The organism is Pseudomonas sp. LTR0 (assembly GCF_036630035.1).
GTDB classification, from domain to species: domain Bacteria; phylum Pseudomonadota; class Gammaproteobacteria; order Pseudomonadales; family Pseudomonadaceae; genus Aquipseudomonas; species Aquipseudomonas putida_Y.
In genome coordinates this window covers 4,414,520-4,428,326 of the sequence record NZ_CP123734.1, presented here as the reverse complement: position 1 = coordinate 4,428,326, position 13,807 = coordinate 4,414,520, and the positions used below count along the sequence as shown (strand labels likewise).

The following is a 13,807-nucleotide window of genomic DNA, read 5'->3' as shown; positions in this document are numbered from 1 at the left end:
AGGCCGATCAGCCTTTCGGTGTTTCCACCGAAGCCTGCTGGTTTTCCTGCCCGGTCTGCTCGTACCAGCCACCGCCGAGCGCCTTGTACAGGTTGACTTCGCTGGTCAGCTGCGACAGGCGGTCTCCGATCAGAGCTTGCTGGGCACTGAACAGGTTGCGTTGGGCATCGAGGAAGGTCAGGTTGCTGTCAATCCCGATGCGGTAACGGCGTTCGGCCAGGCGGTAGTAGTCCTGGTTTGCCTGCACCAGGTCACGCTGGGCCTGCAACTGCTCGTCGAAGGTCTTGCGCGCCGCCAAGCCATCGGAGACTTCCTGGAAGGCGGTCTGGATGGTTTTTTCGTACTTGGCGACGTTGATGTCCTTCTGGATCTTCGAGTAGTCCAGGCTGGCTTTCAAGCTGCCGGCGTTGAAGATCGGCAGGTTGATCTGCGGCTGGAACAGCCAGGTGCCCTGGCCGCCCGAGAACAGGTGGCCCATGTCGGGGCTCAGGCTGCCGGCGTTGGCGGTCAGGCTGATGCTTGGGAAGAACGCTGCGCGGGCTGCGCCAATGTTGGCGTTGGCGGCCTTGAGCAGGTGCTCGGCTTCCTGGATGTCCGGGCGACGCTGGAGGATATCCGATGGCAGCCCGGCGGGTACTTCGGCCAGTTGGTCGTCATCGAGCGCCAGCGGCTTGGCCAGGTCGGCAGGAATGCCGGTACCCAGCAGCACAGTCAGGCTGTTGACGTCCTGGGCGACCAGGCGCTGGTACTGCGAGTACTTGACCCGGGCGCCTTCCACGGCGGTGCGCGCCTGGCTGACGTCCAGGGCCGAGGCCACGCCGACTTCATTGCTGCGACGGGTGAGGTTGTAGCTTTCCTCGTAGGTCTTCAGCGTTTCTTCGGTCAGCTTGAACAGGGCCTGATCGGCCTGCCAGGTGTAGTAGGCGTTTGCCACGCTGGCTACCAGGGCGATTTGCGTGGAACGACGCGCCTGCTCGCTGGAGAGGTAGGTTTCCAGGGCCTGCTCGGTCAGGCTGCGCACACGGCCGAACAGGTCCAGCTCGTAGGCGCTGACACCCAAAGTGGCCGAGTACTGGCTGGTAATGCCAGATTCGCCTGTTTGCGACATGTTTGCCGGGACACGCTGGCGGCTGCCGCTGCCGGTGGCCGAAACCGCCGGGAACAGGTCGGCGCGCTGAATGCGGTATTGCGCACGGTAGGCGTCGAGGTTCAGCGCCGCGACCCGCAGGTCGCGGTTATTGACCAGCGAGGTCTGGATCAGCTGTTGCAGCGCCGGGTCGTGGAAGAACTGGCGCCAGCCCTGTTCAGCAGCGGCAACATCCGCCGATTGCGTCGGCGAATAGGCAGGGCCTTGCGGCCACTGCGCAGCCACCGGCGCCTCCGGGGTCTGGTAATCAGGGATCAGCGAGCAGCCGCCAAGAATGAAAGCGGTTACCGCCAGGGACAACAAAGACTTGGTCATTGCCCAGCCTCATAACGTGGATTTTCAGGGGTGACGTCTTTTTCCGGCTCTTTGCTGCCGAACAGTGACGACACTGCGACGAAGAACAGTGGTACCCAGAAGATAGCCAGCACGGTCGCACTGATCATGCCGCCGATCACGCCAGTACCGATGGCGTGCTGGCTGCCGGCGCCAGCGCCGCTGGCGATCGTCAACGGTACCACGCCCAGGATGAACGCCAGCGAGGTCATGATGATCGGGCGAAGACGCATGCGGCACGCTTCGATCGCTGAGTCGTACAGGCTACGGCCTTGTTCGTGCAGCTCCTTGGCGAACTCGACGATCAGAATGGCGTTTTTCGCCGCAAGACCGATGGTGGTCAACAGGCCAACCAGGAAGTACACGTCGTTGGACAGGCCGCGCAGGCTGGTGGCGATCAGTGCACCGATGATACCCAGCGGTACTACCAGCACCACAGCGATCGGGATCGACCAGCTTTCGTACAGGGCTGCCAGGCACAGGAACACGAACAGTACCGAAAGGGCGAACAGCGCCGGCATCTGCGAGCCGGAGAGTTTTTCCTCGTAGGACATGCCGGTCCAGGAGAAGCCGATACCGCTTGGCAGCTCGCCAGCAATGCGCTCGACCTCGGCCATGGCTTCACCGGTACTGTATCCAGGCGCCGGTGCACCGAGGATTTCCATCGCTTCGACACCGTTGTAACGCGACAGCTTTGGCGAGCCGTAGGTCCATTCGCCTTTGGCGAAGGAGGAGAACGGCACCATCTCGCCTGCGCCGTTGCGCACGTACCATTTTTGCAGGTCTTCCGGGCTCATCCGCGCGCTTGGTTCGCCCTGGATGTACACCTTCTTGACCCGGCCACGGTCGATGAAGTCGTTGACGTAGCTGGCGCCCAGCGCAATCGACAGGGTGTTGTTGATGTCGGCAATGGTCACGCCCAAGGCGCTGGCACGTTCGTCATCAATGGTCAGCTGGTACTGCGGTTCATCGTTCAGGCCGTTCGGTCGCACGGCGCTGAGGATCTTGCTCTGCGCGGCTTTGGCCAGGAACTGGTTGCGCGCCTCCATCAACTTCTCGTGGCCGACACCGCCGCGGTCCTGAAGGAACACGTCGAAGCCGGTGGCGTTACCCAGTTCAAGCACCGCTGGCGGGGCGAAGGCGAACACCATTGCATCACGGAAGGTGAAGAAGTGCTGCTGGGCACGCTGTGCCAGCGCGAACACGCTGTTCTCCTTCGAGCGCTCATCCCATGGTTTGAGCATGATGAATGCCATGCCCGAGCTCTGGCCGCGGCCTGCGAAGTTGAAACCGTTGACGGTGAATACCGACGATACGGTATCGGCTTCGTCCTTGAGCAGGTATTCACGCATCTGATCGACCACGGCCTGCGTGCGTTCGGCACTGGAGCCAGCCGGGGTCTGCACCTGGGCGAAGAGTACGCCCTGGTCTTCTTCCGGGAGGAACGCGGTAGGGATGCGGGCGAACAGCCAGATCATGCCGACCACGATCAGTGCATAGGCCAGCAGGAATGGCACCTTGTTGCGCAGGATGGTGCCGACACTGCGCTCGTAGCCATTGACGCTGCGGTCGAAGTTGCGGTTGAACCAGCCGAAGAACCCGCCTTTGGCGGTGTGGTGCTCGCCCTTCTTCAGCGGCTTGAGCATGGTTGCGCAAAGCGCCGGGGTGAAGATAAGCGCAACCAGCACCGACAGACCCATGGCCGAGACGATGGTGATGGAGAACTGCCGGTAGATGACACCCGTGGAACCGCCGAAGAACGCCATGGGCAGCAGTACCGCCGAGAGCACCAGGGCGATACCCACCAGGGCGCCCTGGATCTGTTCCATCGAGCGCTTGGTCGCTTCCTTGGGTGGCAAGCCTTCCTCGGACATTACCCGCTCGACGTTCTCCACCACGACGATGGCGTCGTCCACCAGCAAGCCGATGGCCAATACCATGGCGAACATGGTCAGGGTGTTGATGCTGAAGCCTGCAGCGGCAAGGATGCCGAAGGTACCCAGCAATACGACCGGTACGGTCATGGTGGTGATGATGGTGGCGCGGAAGTTCTGCAGGAACAGGTACATCACCAGGAACACCAGCACCACGGCTTCGATCAGGGTGTGGATCACGCCGCTGATCGATTCGGTGACCACTGGGGTGGTGTCATACGGGAATACCGCCTTGACCCCCGGCGGGAAGAACGGTTCCAGGCTTTTGATGGTCTCGCGCAGTGCCTTGGCGGTGTCCAGGGCGTTGGCGCCGGTTGCCAGTTTTACCGCCAGGCCGGAGGCCGGCTTGCCGTTGAACTGGGCGCTGACTGCGTAGTTTTCACCCCCCAGGCCCACTTGGGCGACGTCACCCAGACGCACCTGTGAACCGTCTTTATTGACCTTGAGCAGAATGTTCTCGAACTGCTCGGCGGTTTGCAGGCGGGTCTTGCCGATGATGGTGGCGTTAAGCTGGGTGCCCGGCAGGGCTGGCAGGCCGCCGAGCTGGCCGGAAGACACCTGCACGTTCTGGGCGGCGACAGCTGTCTTGACGTCGACCGGGGTCAGCTGGAACTTGTTCAGCTTGGCCGGATCGAGCCAGATACGCATGGCGTACTGCGCACCGAACACCTGGAAGTCACCCACACCCGCAGTACGCGAGATCGGGTCCTGCATGTTCGAGACGATGTAGTTGGCCAGGTCGTCCTTGGTCATGCTGCCGTCTTCGGAGACCAGGCCGATCACCAGCAGGAAGTTCTTCACTGCTTTGGTGACCCGGATACCTTGTTGCTGCACTTCCTGCGGCAGCAGCGGGGTAGCCAGGTTCAGCTTGTTCTGTACCTGTACCTGCGCGGTGTCGGGGTTGGTACCCTGTTCGAAGGTGGCGGTAATGGTCATGCTGCCGTCGGAGTTACTTTCCGACGACACATAACGCAGGTTGTCGATACCGTTGAGCTGCTGCTCGATCACCTGCACCACGGTGTCCTGCACGGTTTGCGCCGAGGCGCCCGGGTAGGTCACGGCGATGGCGATGGCCGGCGGCGCGATACTGGGGTACTGGTTGATCGGCAGCTTCAGGATCGACAAGGCCCCGACCAGCATGATCACCAAGGCGATCACCCAGGCGAAGATCGGGCGATCGATAAAGAACTTCGACATGGTTTACTCCGCTTTGGCGTCTGCTTTTGCCGCGCTGGCCTGATCAGGGCCGGCCGGCTTCTTGACGTTGGTGGCTTCGCTGACCTTCACCTCAACGCCTGGGCGCACGTACTGCAGCCCTTCGGTGATCAGGCGGTCACCCGGGTTGAGGCCTTCCTCGATCAGCCAGTCGCTACCCAAGGTGCGGCTGGCCTTGAGCTGGCGCAGTTCGACCTTGTTCTCCTGGTTGACCACCAGGGCGGTTGGTGCGCCCTTGAGGTCGCGGGTCACGCCTTGTTGCGGTGCCAGGATGGCGTTGGCGTTGACACCGGCCTTGAGCCGCGCATGCACGAACATGCCTGGCAGCAGGGTGTGATCGGGGTTGGGGAACAGGGCGCGCAGGGTCACTGAGCCTGTGGTCTCGTCCACCGCGACTTCGGAGAACTCCAGGCGGCCTTCCTGTTTGAACAGGCTGCCGTCTTCCAATACCAGCTGAACCGAGGCGGCGTTGTCGCCGGCCTTCTTCAACTGGCCGCTTTCCAGGTCACGGCGCAGCTTGAGCAGCTCGGCGGTGGACTGGGTAACGTCGACATAAATAGGGTCGAGCTGCTGGATGGTGGCCATGGCATCGGTCTGACCATTGCTCACCAGTGCACCTTCGGTGAACGAAGAACGGCCGATACGGCCGCTGATCGGCGCCAGAACCTTGGTGTAGCGCAGGTCGATCTGTGCGCTCTTGAGCGCAGCCTCGGCCTGCAATCGTTTGGCATTGGCGTCGTCATATTCCTGTTTGGAGACGGCCTGCTCGTCAATCAGTTGCTTGTAGCGTTCGGCCAGCGAGCGTGTAGCCAGCAGGTTGGCCTTGGCATTGGCCAGGGTGGCTTCGTATACGGCAGGGTCGATCTGATACAGCTGCTGGCCTTCCTTGACCTCACTGCCTTCCTTGAACAGGCGTTTGAGGATGATGCCGTTGACCTGCGGGCGCACTTCGGCGACGCGGTAGGCACTGGTACGCCCCGGCAATTCCGAGGTGAGGGTGAAGGCTTGCGGCTGGATGGTCACGACGCCGACCTGAGGAGCCTGCGCCGCTGGCGCTGCTTCTTCTTTCTTACAGCCACTGAGCAAGGTTGCCAGGGCGACGGCGGAAACCAGAGCGGTAACGGCTGGCTTGAATTGCATGAGGATCCTCGGGTCGCTGGAGCAGGGAGACGCTCAAGAGTAATGGAAGAGATCTTGATCTGGGAAAAATGCTATCCGGTGGATAAATAGCTTGCTAAGGAATATACTTACATTCATGGTTGTTTGTAAATACTGCTGGGCTGTACTCAGGTATTGCGTCAGCGCTTGATTAGTTCATCCGAGAGGCCCCCAGCAGAGGTTCCCCGGAGCGTTCCCCGCACGCGCTGCGCGTTCGGGCCAGATGAGGTTGTACTGCCATGGTCCGTCGAACCAAAGAAGAAGCCCAGGAAACCCGCGCCCAGATCATCGAGGCGGCGGAAAAGGCCTTCTACAAGCGCGGGGTTGCGCGAACCACCCTGGCCGACATCGCCGAACTGGCGGGTGTGACGCGGGGGGCGATCTACTGGCACTTCAACAACAAGGCCGAGCTGGTGCAGGCGTTGCTCGACAGCCTGCACGAGACCCATGACCATTTGGCGCGCGCGAGCGAAAGCGAGGATGAAGTCGACCCGCTTGGCTGCATGCGCAAGCTGCTGTTGCAGGTGTTCAACGAGCTGGTGCTCGATGCCCGAACCCGCCGTATCAATGAAATCCTGCATCACAAGTGCGAGTTCACCGATGACATGTGTGAAATTCGCCAGCAGCGCCAGGGTGCGGTGCTGGATTGCCACAAGGGCATCACCCTGGCGCTGGCCAATGCCGTGCGCCGGGGCCAGTTGCCTGGCGAGCTGGATGTCGAGCGCGCGGCGGTGGCCATGTTTGCCTATGTCGATGGCCTGATCGGGCGCTGGCTCTTGCTGCCTGACAGTGTCGATCTGTTGGGTGATGTCGAAAAATGGGTCGACACCGGGCTGGATATGCTGCGCTTGAGCCCGGCTCTGCGCAAATGACACTTTGTTAAGGATTGTGAGGGAGTGTTTCCCCTTTGTGTTAAGGGGGGATTAAGGGCGCGGCTGCCTTGCGGCTGTGCGCAGCACAAGGCGGCTCTTGCAGCGATTGCGTAGCCTTCAGCGGCCGCGCAATTGCCGGTCGGGCAAAGCCAATGCCGCAAACAGCCCCAGCACCGCGACAAGTGCACTCCCCATCAGCAACTTCCTGAACGTGTCCAGCAACCGCCCCTGAGTCACCAGGTCCACCTCCGCGGCCTTCAAGCTCCCCAGCAACGGATTACCCGACAGTTTGAAACCACCCTGATGCAGCAGTGCCAGCAACAGGCTGGACATGCACGCCACGCCCATGGCTCCGCCCAGCGAGCGGAACAGGTTGGTGGTGCTGGTGGCCACGCCGATGTCCTTGCTGGCCACCGCGCTTTGTGTGCCCACCAGCGAGGTCGGAAATTGCAGCCCGCAGGCAATACCGGTAAGCAGCATGAACAGCGCACCGAGCAACGCTGATTGCGGCGGAGTCAGTGCCATCGCGAAAATGGCCACTGGCATCAGCAGTGCACCGGCCAGGATCTGCGGCTTGTAGCGCCCGGTCCGGCTGGTCATGCGGCCACCTGTGAAGGCGCCCATGGGCAGCCCCATGGCCAGCGGCAGCAGGTGCAGGGCGGCGCTGTCGGCACCTGCGCCGGTGATGCCTTGGTAACGCAAGGGCATGAGCATGGTCAGGGAAATGGACTGGAAACTGGCGAAGAAGATCACTGCCCAGCACAGCACCGCCACCCGGTTGCTGAACAGGCTGAGCGGCAGCAGCGGCTCTGTGCAGCGGCGTTCGTGGGCGATGAAAAGCGTCAGGCCCAGCAGGGCGCAGCCGAACAGCGCCAGCACGGCCGGGTCGGCCCAGGCGTGGCCCTGGCCCACCAAGGTGATGCCCAGTAGCAGGCTGCCAAGGCCAAGGATCAACAGCACGGCGCCAAGGTAGTCTACCTGTGCCTCGCGACGCTGCAGCGGCATGCCACTGAGGGCTCGGTGTATGGACCACAAGGCGACCAGCCCCAGCGGCAGGTTGATCCAGAACACCCAGCGCCACGACAGGTACTCGGTCAACCAGCCGCCCAGCACTGGCCCGGCCACGCTGGCCGCGGCGTACATGCTGCTGAAGTAGCCCTGGTAGCGGCCGCGTTCGCGTGGGGGCACGAAGTCGCCAATGATTGCCTGGCTCACCGAGACCATGCCGCCTGCGCCAATACCCTGCAGTACCCGGGCCAGCAACAGTTGCTGCATGTCCTGGGCCATTGCACAGGCAATGGAAGCCAGGGTGAACAGGCTGATGCCGGTGAGGATCATCCGGCGCCGGCCGTAAAGGTCGCCCAGTTTGCCGTAGATCGGCACAGCCACGGTCATTGCCACCATGTACCCGGAAATGACCCAGGCCAGCATGCCGACATCGCTGAACTGTGCCGAGATGGCGGGCAGTGAGACGGCGACGATGGTCTGGTCCAGAGCGCCAAGGAAGATGGCCAGCATGAGGGCGGTGAGCACGTTGCGCAGGGAGGTAGGGGGCAGGGCGGCGGTCACGGGAATACCTTGTTTTGTCTACGGCAGCCCCTTGGCGGGCAAGCCTGCTCTCAGAGAAGCCCCCGAATTGTACCCTGAGTTAGGTAGCTTCCTATGTACTATCTGCATCCCCTATGCAAGATCGGCATTGGCGCATTCATCCAGCGAGGCATGGCTGCGTGATATCGTTGGTATGCCACAGAGGCTGAAATTCGGGGCTTGCACCAGCTTGGTGCAACATTTTGCCGCAGGTTTTTCAGTACGCTGTCTCCCACACCTTTTATTCCTCTGCCTGCATGTCGAGCATGACCGCCCAGATGGCGACGGTTGGAACAGGTCAGGTAGACCCGATTACAGGGGTCGGTAGTTACCGTTCAAATTTCAACTTTTTTGCGGAGTGATCATGCCCAAGGCTTCCCACCAAGATCTGCGTTTTGCCTTCCGCGAGCTGCTCGCTTCAGGTTCCTGTTTCCACACTGCCTCGGTGTTCGACCCGATGTCGGCACGCATTGCCGCAGACCTGGGCTTCGAAGTCGGTATCCTCGGCGGTTCGGTCGCTTCGTTGCAGGTGCTGGCTGCTCCGGACTTTGCTCTGATCACCCTAAGCGAGTTCGTCGAGCAGGCCACCCGCATTGGTCGGGTCGCGCAACTGCCGGTACTGGCGGACGCCGACCACGGCTATGGCAACGCACTGAACGTGATGCGTACGGTGATCGAACTGGAGCGCGCCGGTGTGGCCGCACTGACCATCGAGGACACCCTTCTGCCCGCCCAGTTCGGGCGCAAGTCCACCGACCTGATTCCGGTCGATGAGGGTGTTGGCAAGATCCGTGCGGCGCTGGAGGCACGGGTCGACTCGTCCCTGTCGATCATTGCCCGAACCAACGCGGGCGTACTCAGCACCGAAGAAATCATCGTGCGTACGCAGAGCTACCAGAAAGCGGGCGCTGATGGCATTTGCATGGTCGGGGTCAAAGACTTCGAGCAGCTCGAGCAGATTGCCGAGCACCTGACGGTGCCGCTGATGCTGGTCACCTATGGCAACCCGAACCTGCGCGATGACGAACGCCTGGCGCGTCTGGGCGTGCGCATCGTAGTCGATGGCCATGCGGCTTACTTTGCCGCAATCAAGGCCACTTACGACTGCCTGCGGCTGCAGCGTGGTCGGCAGAACAAGTCGGAAAACCTCAGTGCCACCGAGCTGTCGCACACCTACACCCAGCCTGAAGACTACATTCGCTGGGCCAAGGAATACATGAGCGTCGAGGAGTGATCGGCAGAGCGCCGTCCATTCAACGGACGGCGCTCAAGTTTGCACTCCACAGTCGGCCATTGAGTCGCCTGCTTCGCGGGCATGCCCGCTCCCACTGGGACCGCGCAGATCCCAAGGCATGTGCATACCTGTGGGCGACCCCGAGAAAGGGCTGTCACAGGCTGGCCTGGCCTTCCAGCCAGTCCAGTAATTCGAGCAACCCCGGCGGCAAGCTTCTGGCCTGGCTCACCAGGTAATACCCCTTGCCCGTCAGCACCTTCAGCGCAAACGGCATGCACAACCGCCCACCGCGCAGGTCATCGCCAATCAGCGACCAGTCACCGATCGCCACCCCTGTGCCCTGCGAAGCCATGGCCATCGCCATGTCCAGTGTCTCGAAATGCTGTTTGGGTCCATGTGTGGCCAGCGTCACTCCAGCCGCCTGCAACCACAACCGCCAGTCGTGTTCATCTCGCGAGGGGTGCAGCAGCATGTGCCTGGCCAGGTCTTCCACCTGCTGCAACGGCACTGGCCCTTCACGCAGTGATGGAGCGCACACTGGGGTCAGTTGCTCATCGAACAGTTTGCGCACATGTAGCCCGTGGTTTGGTGCATTGCCATAGACCACCGCTGCATCGAAGCCCTCGCGACGCAAATCCACCCCGTGCTGCACGGTCGTGGTCAGCTCCACCGGTACGTCCGGGCGCAGTGCCTGCCATTCCATCAGGCGCGGTAGCAGCCAACGCATCACGCAGGTGGGTGCCTTGAGCTGCAAGGTAGTGCTGTGCTCACCCACTTCGCGCACCCCCTGTTCGATCAGCGCGAACACCTGCTGCACCCGCGGCAGCCAGTCCAGGCCTTCACGGGTCAGGCTCAACCCGCGGGCCTCGCGCTTGAACAGGGCATAACCCAGGTGTTCTTCGAGAGCTGCAATCTGGCGGCTGACAGCGCCTTGGGTGATGTGCAACTGCTGCCCTGCGCGGGTGAAGTTGCAGTGCTGGGCGGTGACCAGAAATGTGTGCAGGGCAGGCAGGGGTGGGAGGCGTTTCATTGCAGTAAGCCATGATCACAGGACATGGCTAGTATGTGTTTTTTTACATTGTGGCGATAGCCGTGGCTTGGGTCCAATAAGGGCATACCCCAACAAGATTCATGGTGATCCCTGATGGCAACCTGCGGCGAAGTACTGGTCAAACTCCTTGAAGGCTATGGCGTCGATCATGTCTTCGGCATTCCCGGTGTACATACCGTGGAGCTCTATCGTGGCCTTGCGGGCTCTTCCATTCGCCACATCACCCCACGTCATGAGCAAGGTGCCGGGTTCATGGCTGACGGCTATGCGCGCACCCGCGGCAAACCCGGGGTGTGCTTCATAATCACCGGCCCGGGCATGACCAATATCACCACTGCCATGGGCCAGGCCTATGCCGACTCGATCCCGATGCTGGTGATTTCCAGCGTGCAGTCCCGTGACCAGCTGGGCGGTGGCCGTGGCAAGCTGCACGAGCTACCCAACCAGGCCGCGCTGGTATCGGGTGTGGCGGCGTTTTCCCACACCTTGATGAGTGCAGCCGACTTGCCGCAGGTGCTGGCCCGGGCATTTGCCGTGTTCGACAGTGCCCGGCCACGCCCGGTGCATATCGAAATCCCGCTTGATGTGCTGGTTGAGCCGGCCGACTTCCTGCTGCCGGGCCGCCCCGTACGTGGTAGTCGGGCAGGGGCTGCACCGCAGGCCGTGGCGCAGATGGCTGAGCGACTGGCCAGTGCACGTCGGCCGCTGATTCTGGCCGGTGGCGGGGCGTTGGCTGCGGGCGCTGCGCTGGCGCGCCTGGCCGAACACCTTCAGGCCCCGGTGGCGCTGACCATCAATGCCAAAGGCTTGCTGCCTGCCAGCCACCCATTGCAGATCGGCTCGACCCAGTCGTTACCCGCCACACGGGCGCTGGTTGCCGAGGCCGACGTGGTGCTGGCGATCGGCACCGAACTGGCCGAAACCGATTATGACGTGACCTTCAAGGGTGGTTTCGAGATCCCGGGCAGGCTGTTGCGTATTGACATCGACCCGGACCAGACCGTGCGCAATTATCTGCCGGAGCTGGCGCTGGTAGCCGATGCCGAGCTGGCAGCCGAAGCGCTGATCGGCGCCCTGCAAGCCCAGCCGCAGCCAGTGTACGAAAGCACTTGGGGCGTGGCTCGCGTGGCCAATCTGCGCAAGGTCCTGGCGGCAGACTGGGACCAGCCCACCCTGAGCCAGACGCGTTTGCTGAGCGCCATACTGGAGCGCCTGCCGAATGCGATTCTGGTGGGCGACTCGACCCAACCTGTGTACACCGGCAACCTGACACTCGACATGGAGCAGCCACGCCGCTGGTTCAACGCCTCGACCGGCTACGGTACCTTGGGTTACGCGTTGCCAGCAGCCATGGGCGCTTGGTTGGGCAGTGCCGAGCAGGCCGTCGAACGCGCCCCGGCGGTGTGCCTGATTGGTGATGGTGGTTTGCAGTTCACCCTGCCGGAACTGGCCAGTGCAGTGGAGGCGCAGGTCCCGCTGATCGTACTGCTGTGGAATAACCAGGGGTATGAGGAAATCAAGAAATACATGGTCAATCGGGCGATCGAGCCGGTCGGGGTGGATATCCATACCCCGGATTTCATCGGCGTGGCGCGGGCGTTGGGCGCGGCAGCAGAGAACGTGGCCGATATCGCCCAATTGCAGGCCGTGCTCGGGCAAGCGGCGGAGCGCAAGGGGCCGACCTTGATTCAGGTGGACCAGAATCAGTGGCAGGCCGCGGTGTTGGGGTGAAGCATTGCGATTGCCTGTATCGGCCTCTCGCGCCTGCAGGCAGCGCGCAATTTTCGCATCTGTGCAAAAACCTGTAGGAGCGGGTTTACCCGCGAAAGCGCCGCTGCAGGCGAATGTCGAGCTTCAGACCGCAGTAGCCCTCAACCGAGCCACATCGCGAATCGGCGGCGCGCCGTAAAGCCGGCTGTATTCACGGCTGAATTGCGACGGGCTTTCATAACCCACCCGATAAGCCGCCACCGCCGCCTCCAGCCCGTCGTTCAACATCAGCCGCCGCGCTTCCTGCAGGCGCAGTTGCTTCTGGTACTGAAGCGGGCTCATCGAGGTCACGGCCTTGAAGCGGTGGTGCAAGGTCGAGGTACTGAGGTTGACTTCACGGGCCAGGTCCTCGATCCGCAGCGGCTGTTGGTAGTTGTTGTTGAGCCAGGTGATGGCCTGGCACACCCGGTGGGTCTGGCTGTTGGCCAAGGCAATTTCATACAGCCGGTAACCCTGCGGACCACGCAGCAGGCGGTAGAGAATCTCGCGGCGGAACAGCGGCGCCAGCATTGCGATGTCGCGGGGGGTGTCCAGCAGGCGCAGTAGCCGCAGCAGGGCATCGAGTAATGCGGCATCTGTCCTTTCCACATACAAACCACGGCCAGAAGGTCGATTGGGTACCAGCATCGGCCCGCTCTCGGCGATCAGCTGGCTGATCTCGGCCGGGTCCAGGTCCATGCGCAGGCCCAGGCTTGGGTTCTCGGGGCTGGCATCCAGCCTCACGGCACTGAGTGGCAAGGTCACCGAAACGACCATGTAATGCAGTGGGTCGTAGGCGTACTGCTCGTCACCCAGGAACAGGCTTTTGCTGCCCTGGGCAAGGATGCACAGGGCAGGCTGCGCCAGGGTGGGTACAGAACGCACATTTTCGGTGTGACGCACCAGGTACAGGTCATCGATGGCCGATGCTGGGCCATAGGGCTCGCCCGCGTGGCGGTTGATCAGCTCGGCCAGCTCCAGGCGCTGCAGTTCCAGGGTCGGTTCGGTGGACGTGGCGGTGGTCATGATGGCTTTCCTCTGCTGACCGACGCAGCATAGGTTTGGGCAAAGACGGGCGCTAGTCGAAAGCTGCACGCCGATTGCCTGATCCTGCCGCGCTGCAGGATCAGGCAATCGGCGTGCAGTAATGGCCTAACGCGCCGCGCGGGTGAGCGCCTAACCTTGGCAGCATGGCTTTTCCGTCCGCCTGCTTCAAGGAGATTGTGCAATGACCCTTAAACAACCGGTCACCCACCTTGCTTTCATCCGTGCCAGCAGCGGGCGCTCGGCAGAGCTGGGCGCGCGCCTGCGTGACATGCTTGAGCCTTCGCTGCGTACACCGGGTTGCCTGAGTTTTACCGTGCAGCGTTCGCAGGCTGATGCTGACCTGTGGTTGCTCAGCGGAAGCTGGCAGGACCAGCAGGCGATGAGTGGTTACTTTGCTTCGCCGACACTGGAGGTGTTTGGTGAGCTGGTGCAGGCCCAGGTGGTCAGCAGCCTGGACTTGCATACCTTCGATTGAGCGTT

General features: G+C 62.2%; 10 protein-coding genes. 4 read left to right on the top strand and 6 right to left on the bottom strand.

Annotated features, from left to right (window positions below; all coding sequences use genetic code 11):
- Positions 1 to 7: 7 nt before the first annotated feature.
- From QCL51_RS20295 to ttgA, 3 genes are read right to left on the bottom strand one after another with little or no spacing between them, the layout of a single operon-like run.
- Positions 8 to 1,462 (bottom strand): AdeC/AdeK/OprM family multidrug efflux complex outer membrane factor, encoded by a 1,455-nt coding sequence (locus tag QCL51_RS20295; protein ID WP_021785782.1) that lies wholly within the window; start codon positions 1,460 to 1,462, stop codon positions 8 to 10.
- Positions 1,459 to 4,611 (bottom strand): multidrug efflux RND transporter permease subunit TtgB, encoded by a 3,153-nt coding sequence (gene ttgB, locus QCL51_RS20290; protein WP_021785781.1) that lies wholly within the window; start codon positions 4,609 to 4,611, stop codon positions 1,459 to 1,461. The genes QCL51_RS20295 and ttgB overlap by 4 nt, the downstream gene beginning before the upstream one ends.
- A 3-nt stretch (positions 4,612 to 4,614) precedes the next feature.
- Entirely contained in the window at positions 4,615 to 5,769 is a 1,155-nt protein-coding gene (gene ttgA, locus QCL51_RS20285; protein WP_021785780.1) for a toluene efflux RND transporter periplasmic adaptor subunit TtgA, read from the bottom strand.
- Between the two features lie 257 nt (positions 5,770 to 6,026).
- Here ttgA and ttgR point away from each other — a divergent pair, with 257 nt between their 5' ends.
- Positions 6,027 to 6,659: an efflux transport transcriptional regulator TtgR gene (ttgR, locus tag QCL51_RS20280; RefSeq protein ID WP_021785779.1), complete on the top strand. Its 633-nt coding sequence runs from the start codon at positions 6,027 to 6,029 to the stop codon at positions 6,657 to 6,659.
- Between the two features lie 117 nt (positions 6,660 to 6,776).
- Here ttgR and QCL51_RS20275 read toward each other — a convergent pair whose 3' ends face one another.
- Positions 6,777 to 8,228, bottom strand: coding sequence for an MDR family MFS transporter (locus QCL51_RS20275; RefSeq protein ID WP_338444116.1), 1,452 nt, complete (start codon positions 8,226 to 8,228; stop codon positions 6,777 to 6,779).
- Between the two features lie 382 nt (positions 8,229 to 8,610).
- On the opposite strand from QCL51_RS20275, the gene QCL51_RS20270 reads away from it, so the two are divergent.
- Entirely contained in the window at positions 8,611 to 9,480 is an 870-nt protein-coding gene (locus QCL51_RS20270; protein ID WP_021785777.1) for an oxaloacetate decarboxylase, read from the top strand.
- Between the two features lie 154 nt (positions 9,481 to 9,634).
- Here the strand turns inward: QCL51_RS20270 and QCL51_RS20265 are convergent, their stop codons facing one another.
- Positions 9,635 to 10,510, bottom strand: coding sequence for a LysR substrate-binding domain-containing protein (locus QCL51_RS20265; protein WP_021785776.1), 876 nt, complete (start codon positions 10,508 to 10,510; stop codon positions 9,635 to 9,637).
- Between the two features lie 114 nt (positions 10,511 to 10,624).
- Between QCL51_RS20265 and QCL51_RS20260 the strand changes: the two genes are divergently transcribed.
- The gene (locus QCL51_RS20260) at positions 10,625 to 12,262 is read left to right on the top strand and encodes a 5-guanidino-2-oxopentanoate decarboxylase (protein ID WP_021785775.1); all 1,638 of its coding nucleotides are present in this window, start codon (positions 10,625 to 10,627) and stop codon (positions 12,260 to 12,262) included.
- Positions 12,263 to 12,385: 123 nt separating this feature from the next.
- On the opposite strand, the gene QCL51_RS20255 is transcribed toward QCL51_RS20260, so the two are convergent.
- Positions 12,386 to 13,306, bottom strand: a complete 921-nt coding sequence (locus QCL51_RS20255) for an AraC family transcriptional regulator (RefSeq protein ID WP_021785774.1) — start codon at positions 13,304 to 13,306, stop codon at positions 12,386 to 12,388.
- A 202-nt stretch (positions 13,307 to 13,508) separates the two neighbouring features.
- Here QCL51_RS20255 and QCL51_RS20250 point away from each other — a divergent pair, with 202 nt between their 5' ends.
- Positions 13,509 to 13,802, top strand: a complete 294-nt coding sequence (locus QCL51_RS20250) for an antibiotic biosynthesis monooxygenase family protein (protein ID WP_021785773.1) — start codon at positions 13,509 to 13,511, stop codon at positions 13,800 to 13,802.
- Positions 13,803 to 13,807: the final 5 nt, after the last annotated feature.

Excerpts from the sequence above, each read along its gene's own strand:
- ttgA (WP_021785780.1), bottom strand. The coding sequence starts at position 5,769 with ATGCAATTCAAGCCAGCCGTTACCGCTCTGGTTTCCGCCGTCGCCCTG.
- ttgR (WP_021785779.1), top strand. The coding sequence starts at position 6,027 with ATGGTCCGTCGAACCAAAGAAGAAGCCCAGGAAACCCGCGCCCAGATC.
- QCL51_RS20255 (WP_021785774.1), bottom strand. The coding sequence starts at position 13,306 with ATGACCACCGCCACGTCCACCGAACCGACCCTGGAACTGCAGCGCCTG.
- ttgB (WP_021785781.1), bottom strand. The coding sequence starts at position 4,611 with ATGTCGAAGTTCTTTATCGATCGCCCGATCTTCGCCTGGGTGATCGCC.
- QCL51_RS20250 (WP_021785773.1), top strand. The coding sequence starts at position 13,509 with ATGACCCTTAAACAACCGGTCACCCACCTTGCTTTCATCCGTGCCAGC.
- QCL51_RS20260 (WP_021785775.1), top strand. The coding sequence starts at position 10,625 with ATGGCAACCTGCGGCGAAGTACTGGTCAAACTCCTTGAAGGCTATGGC.
- QCL51_RS20265 (WP_021785776.1), bottom strand. The coding sequence starts at position 10,510 with ATGAAACGCCTCCCACCCCTGCCTGCCCTGCACACATTTCTGGTCACC.
- QCL51_RS20295 (WP_021785782.1), bottom strand. The coding sequence starts at position 1,462 with ATGACCAAGTCTTTGTTGTCCCTGGCGGTAACCGCTTTCATTCTTGGC.
- QCL51_RS20270 (WP_021785777.1), top strand. The coding sequence starts at position 8,611 with ATGCCCAAGGCTTCCCACCAAGATCTGCGTTTTGCCTTCCGCGAGCTG.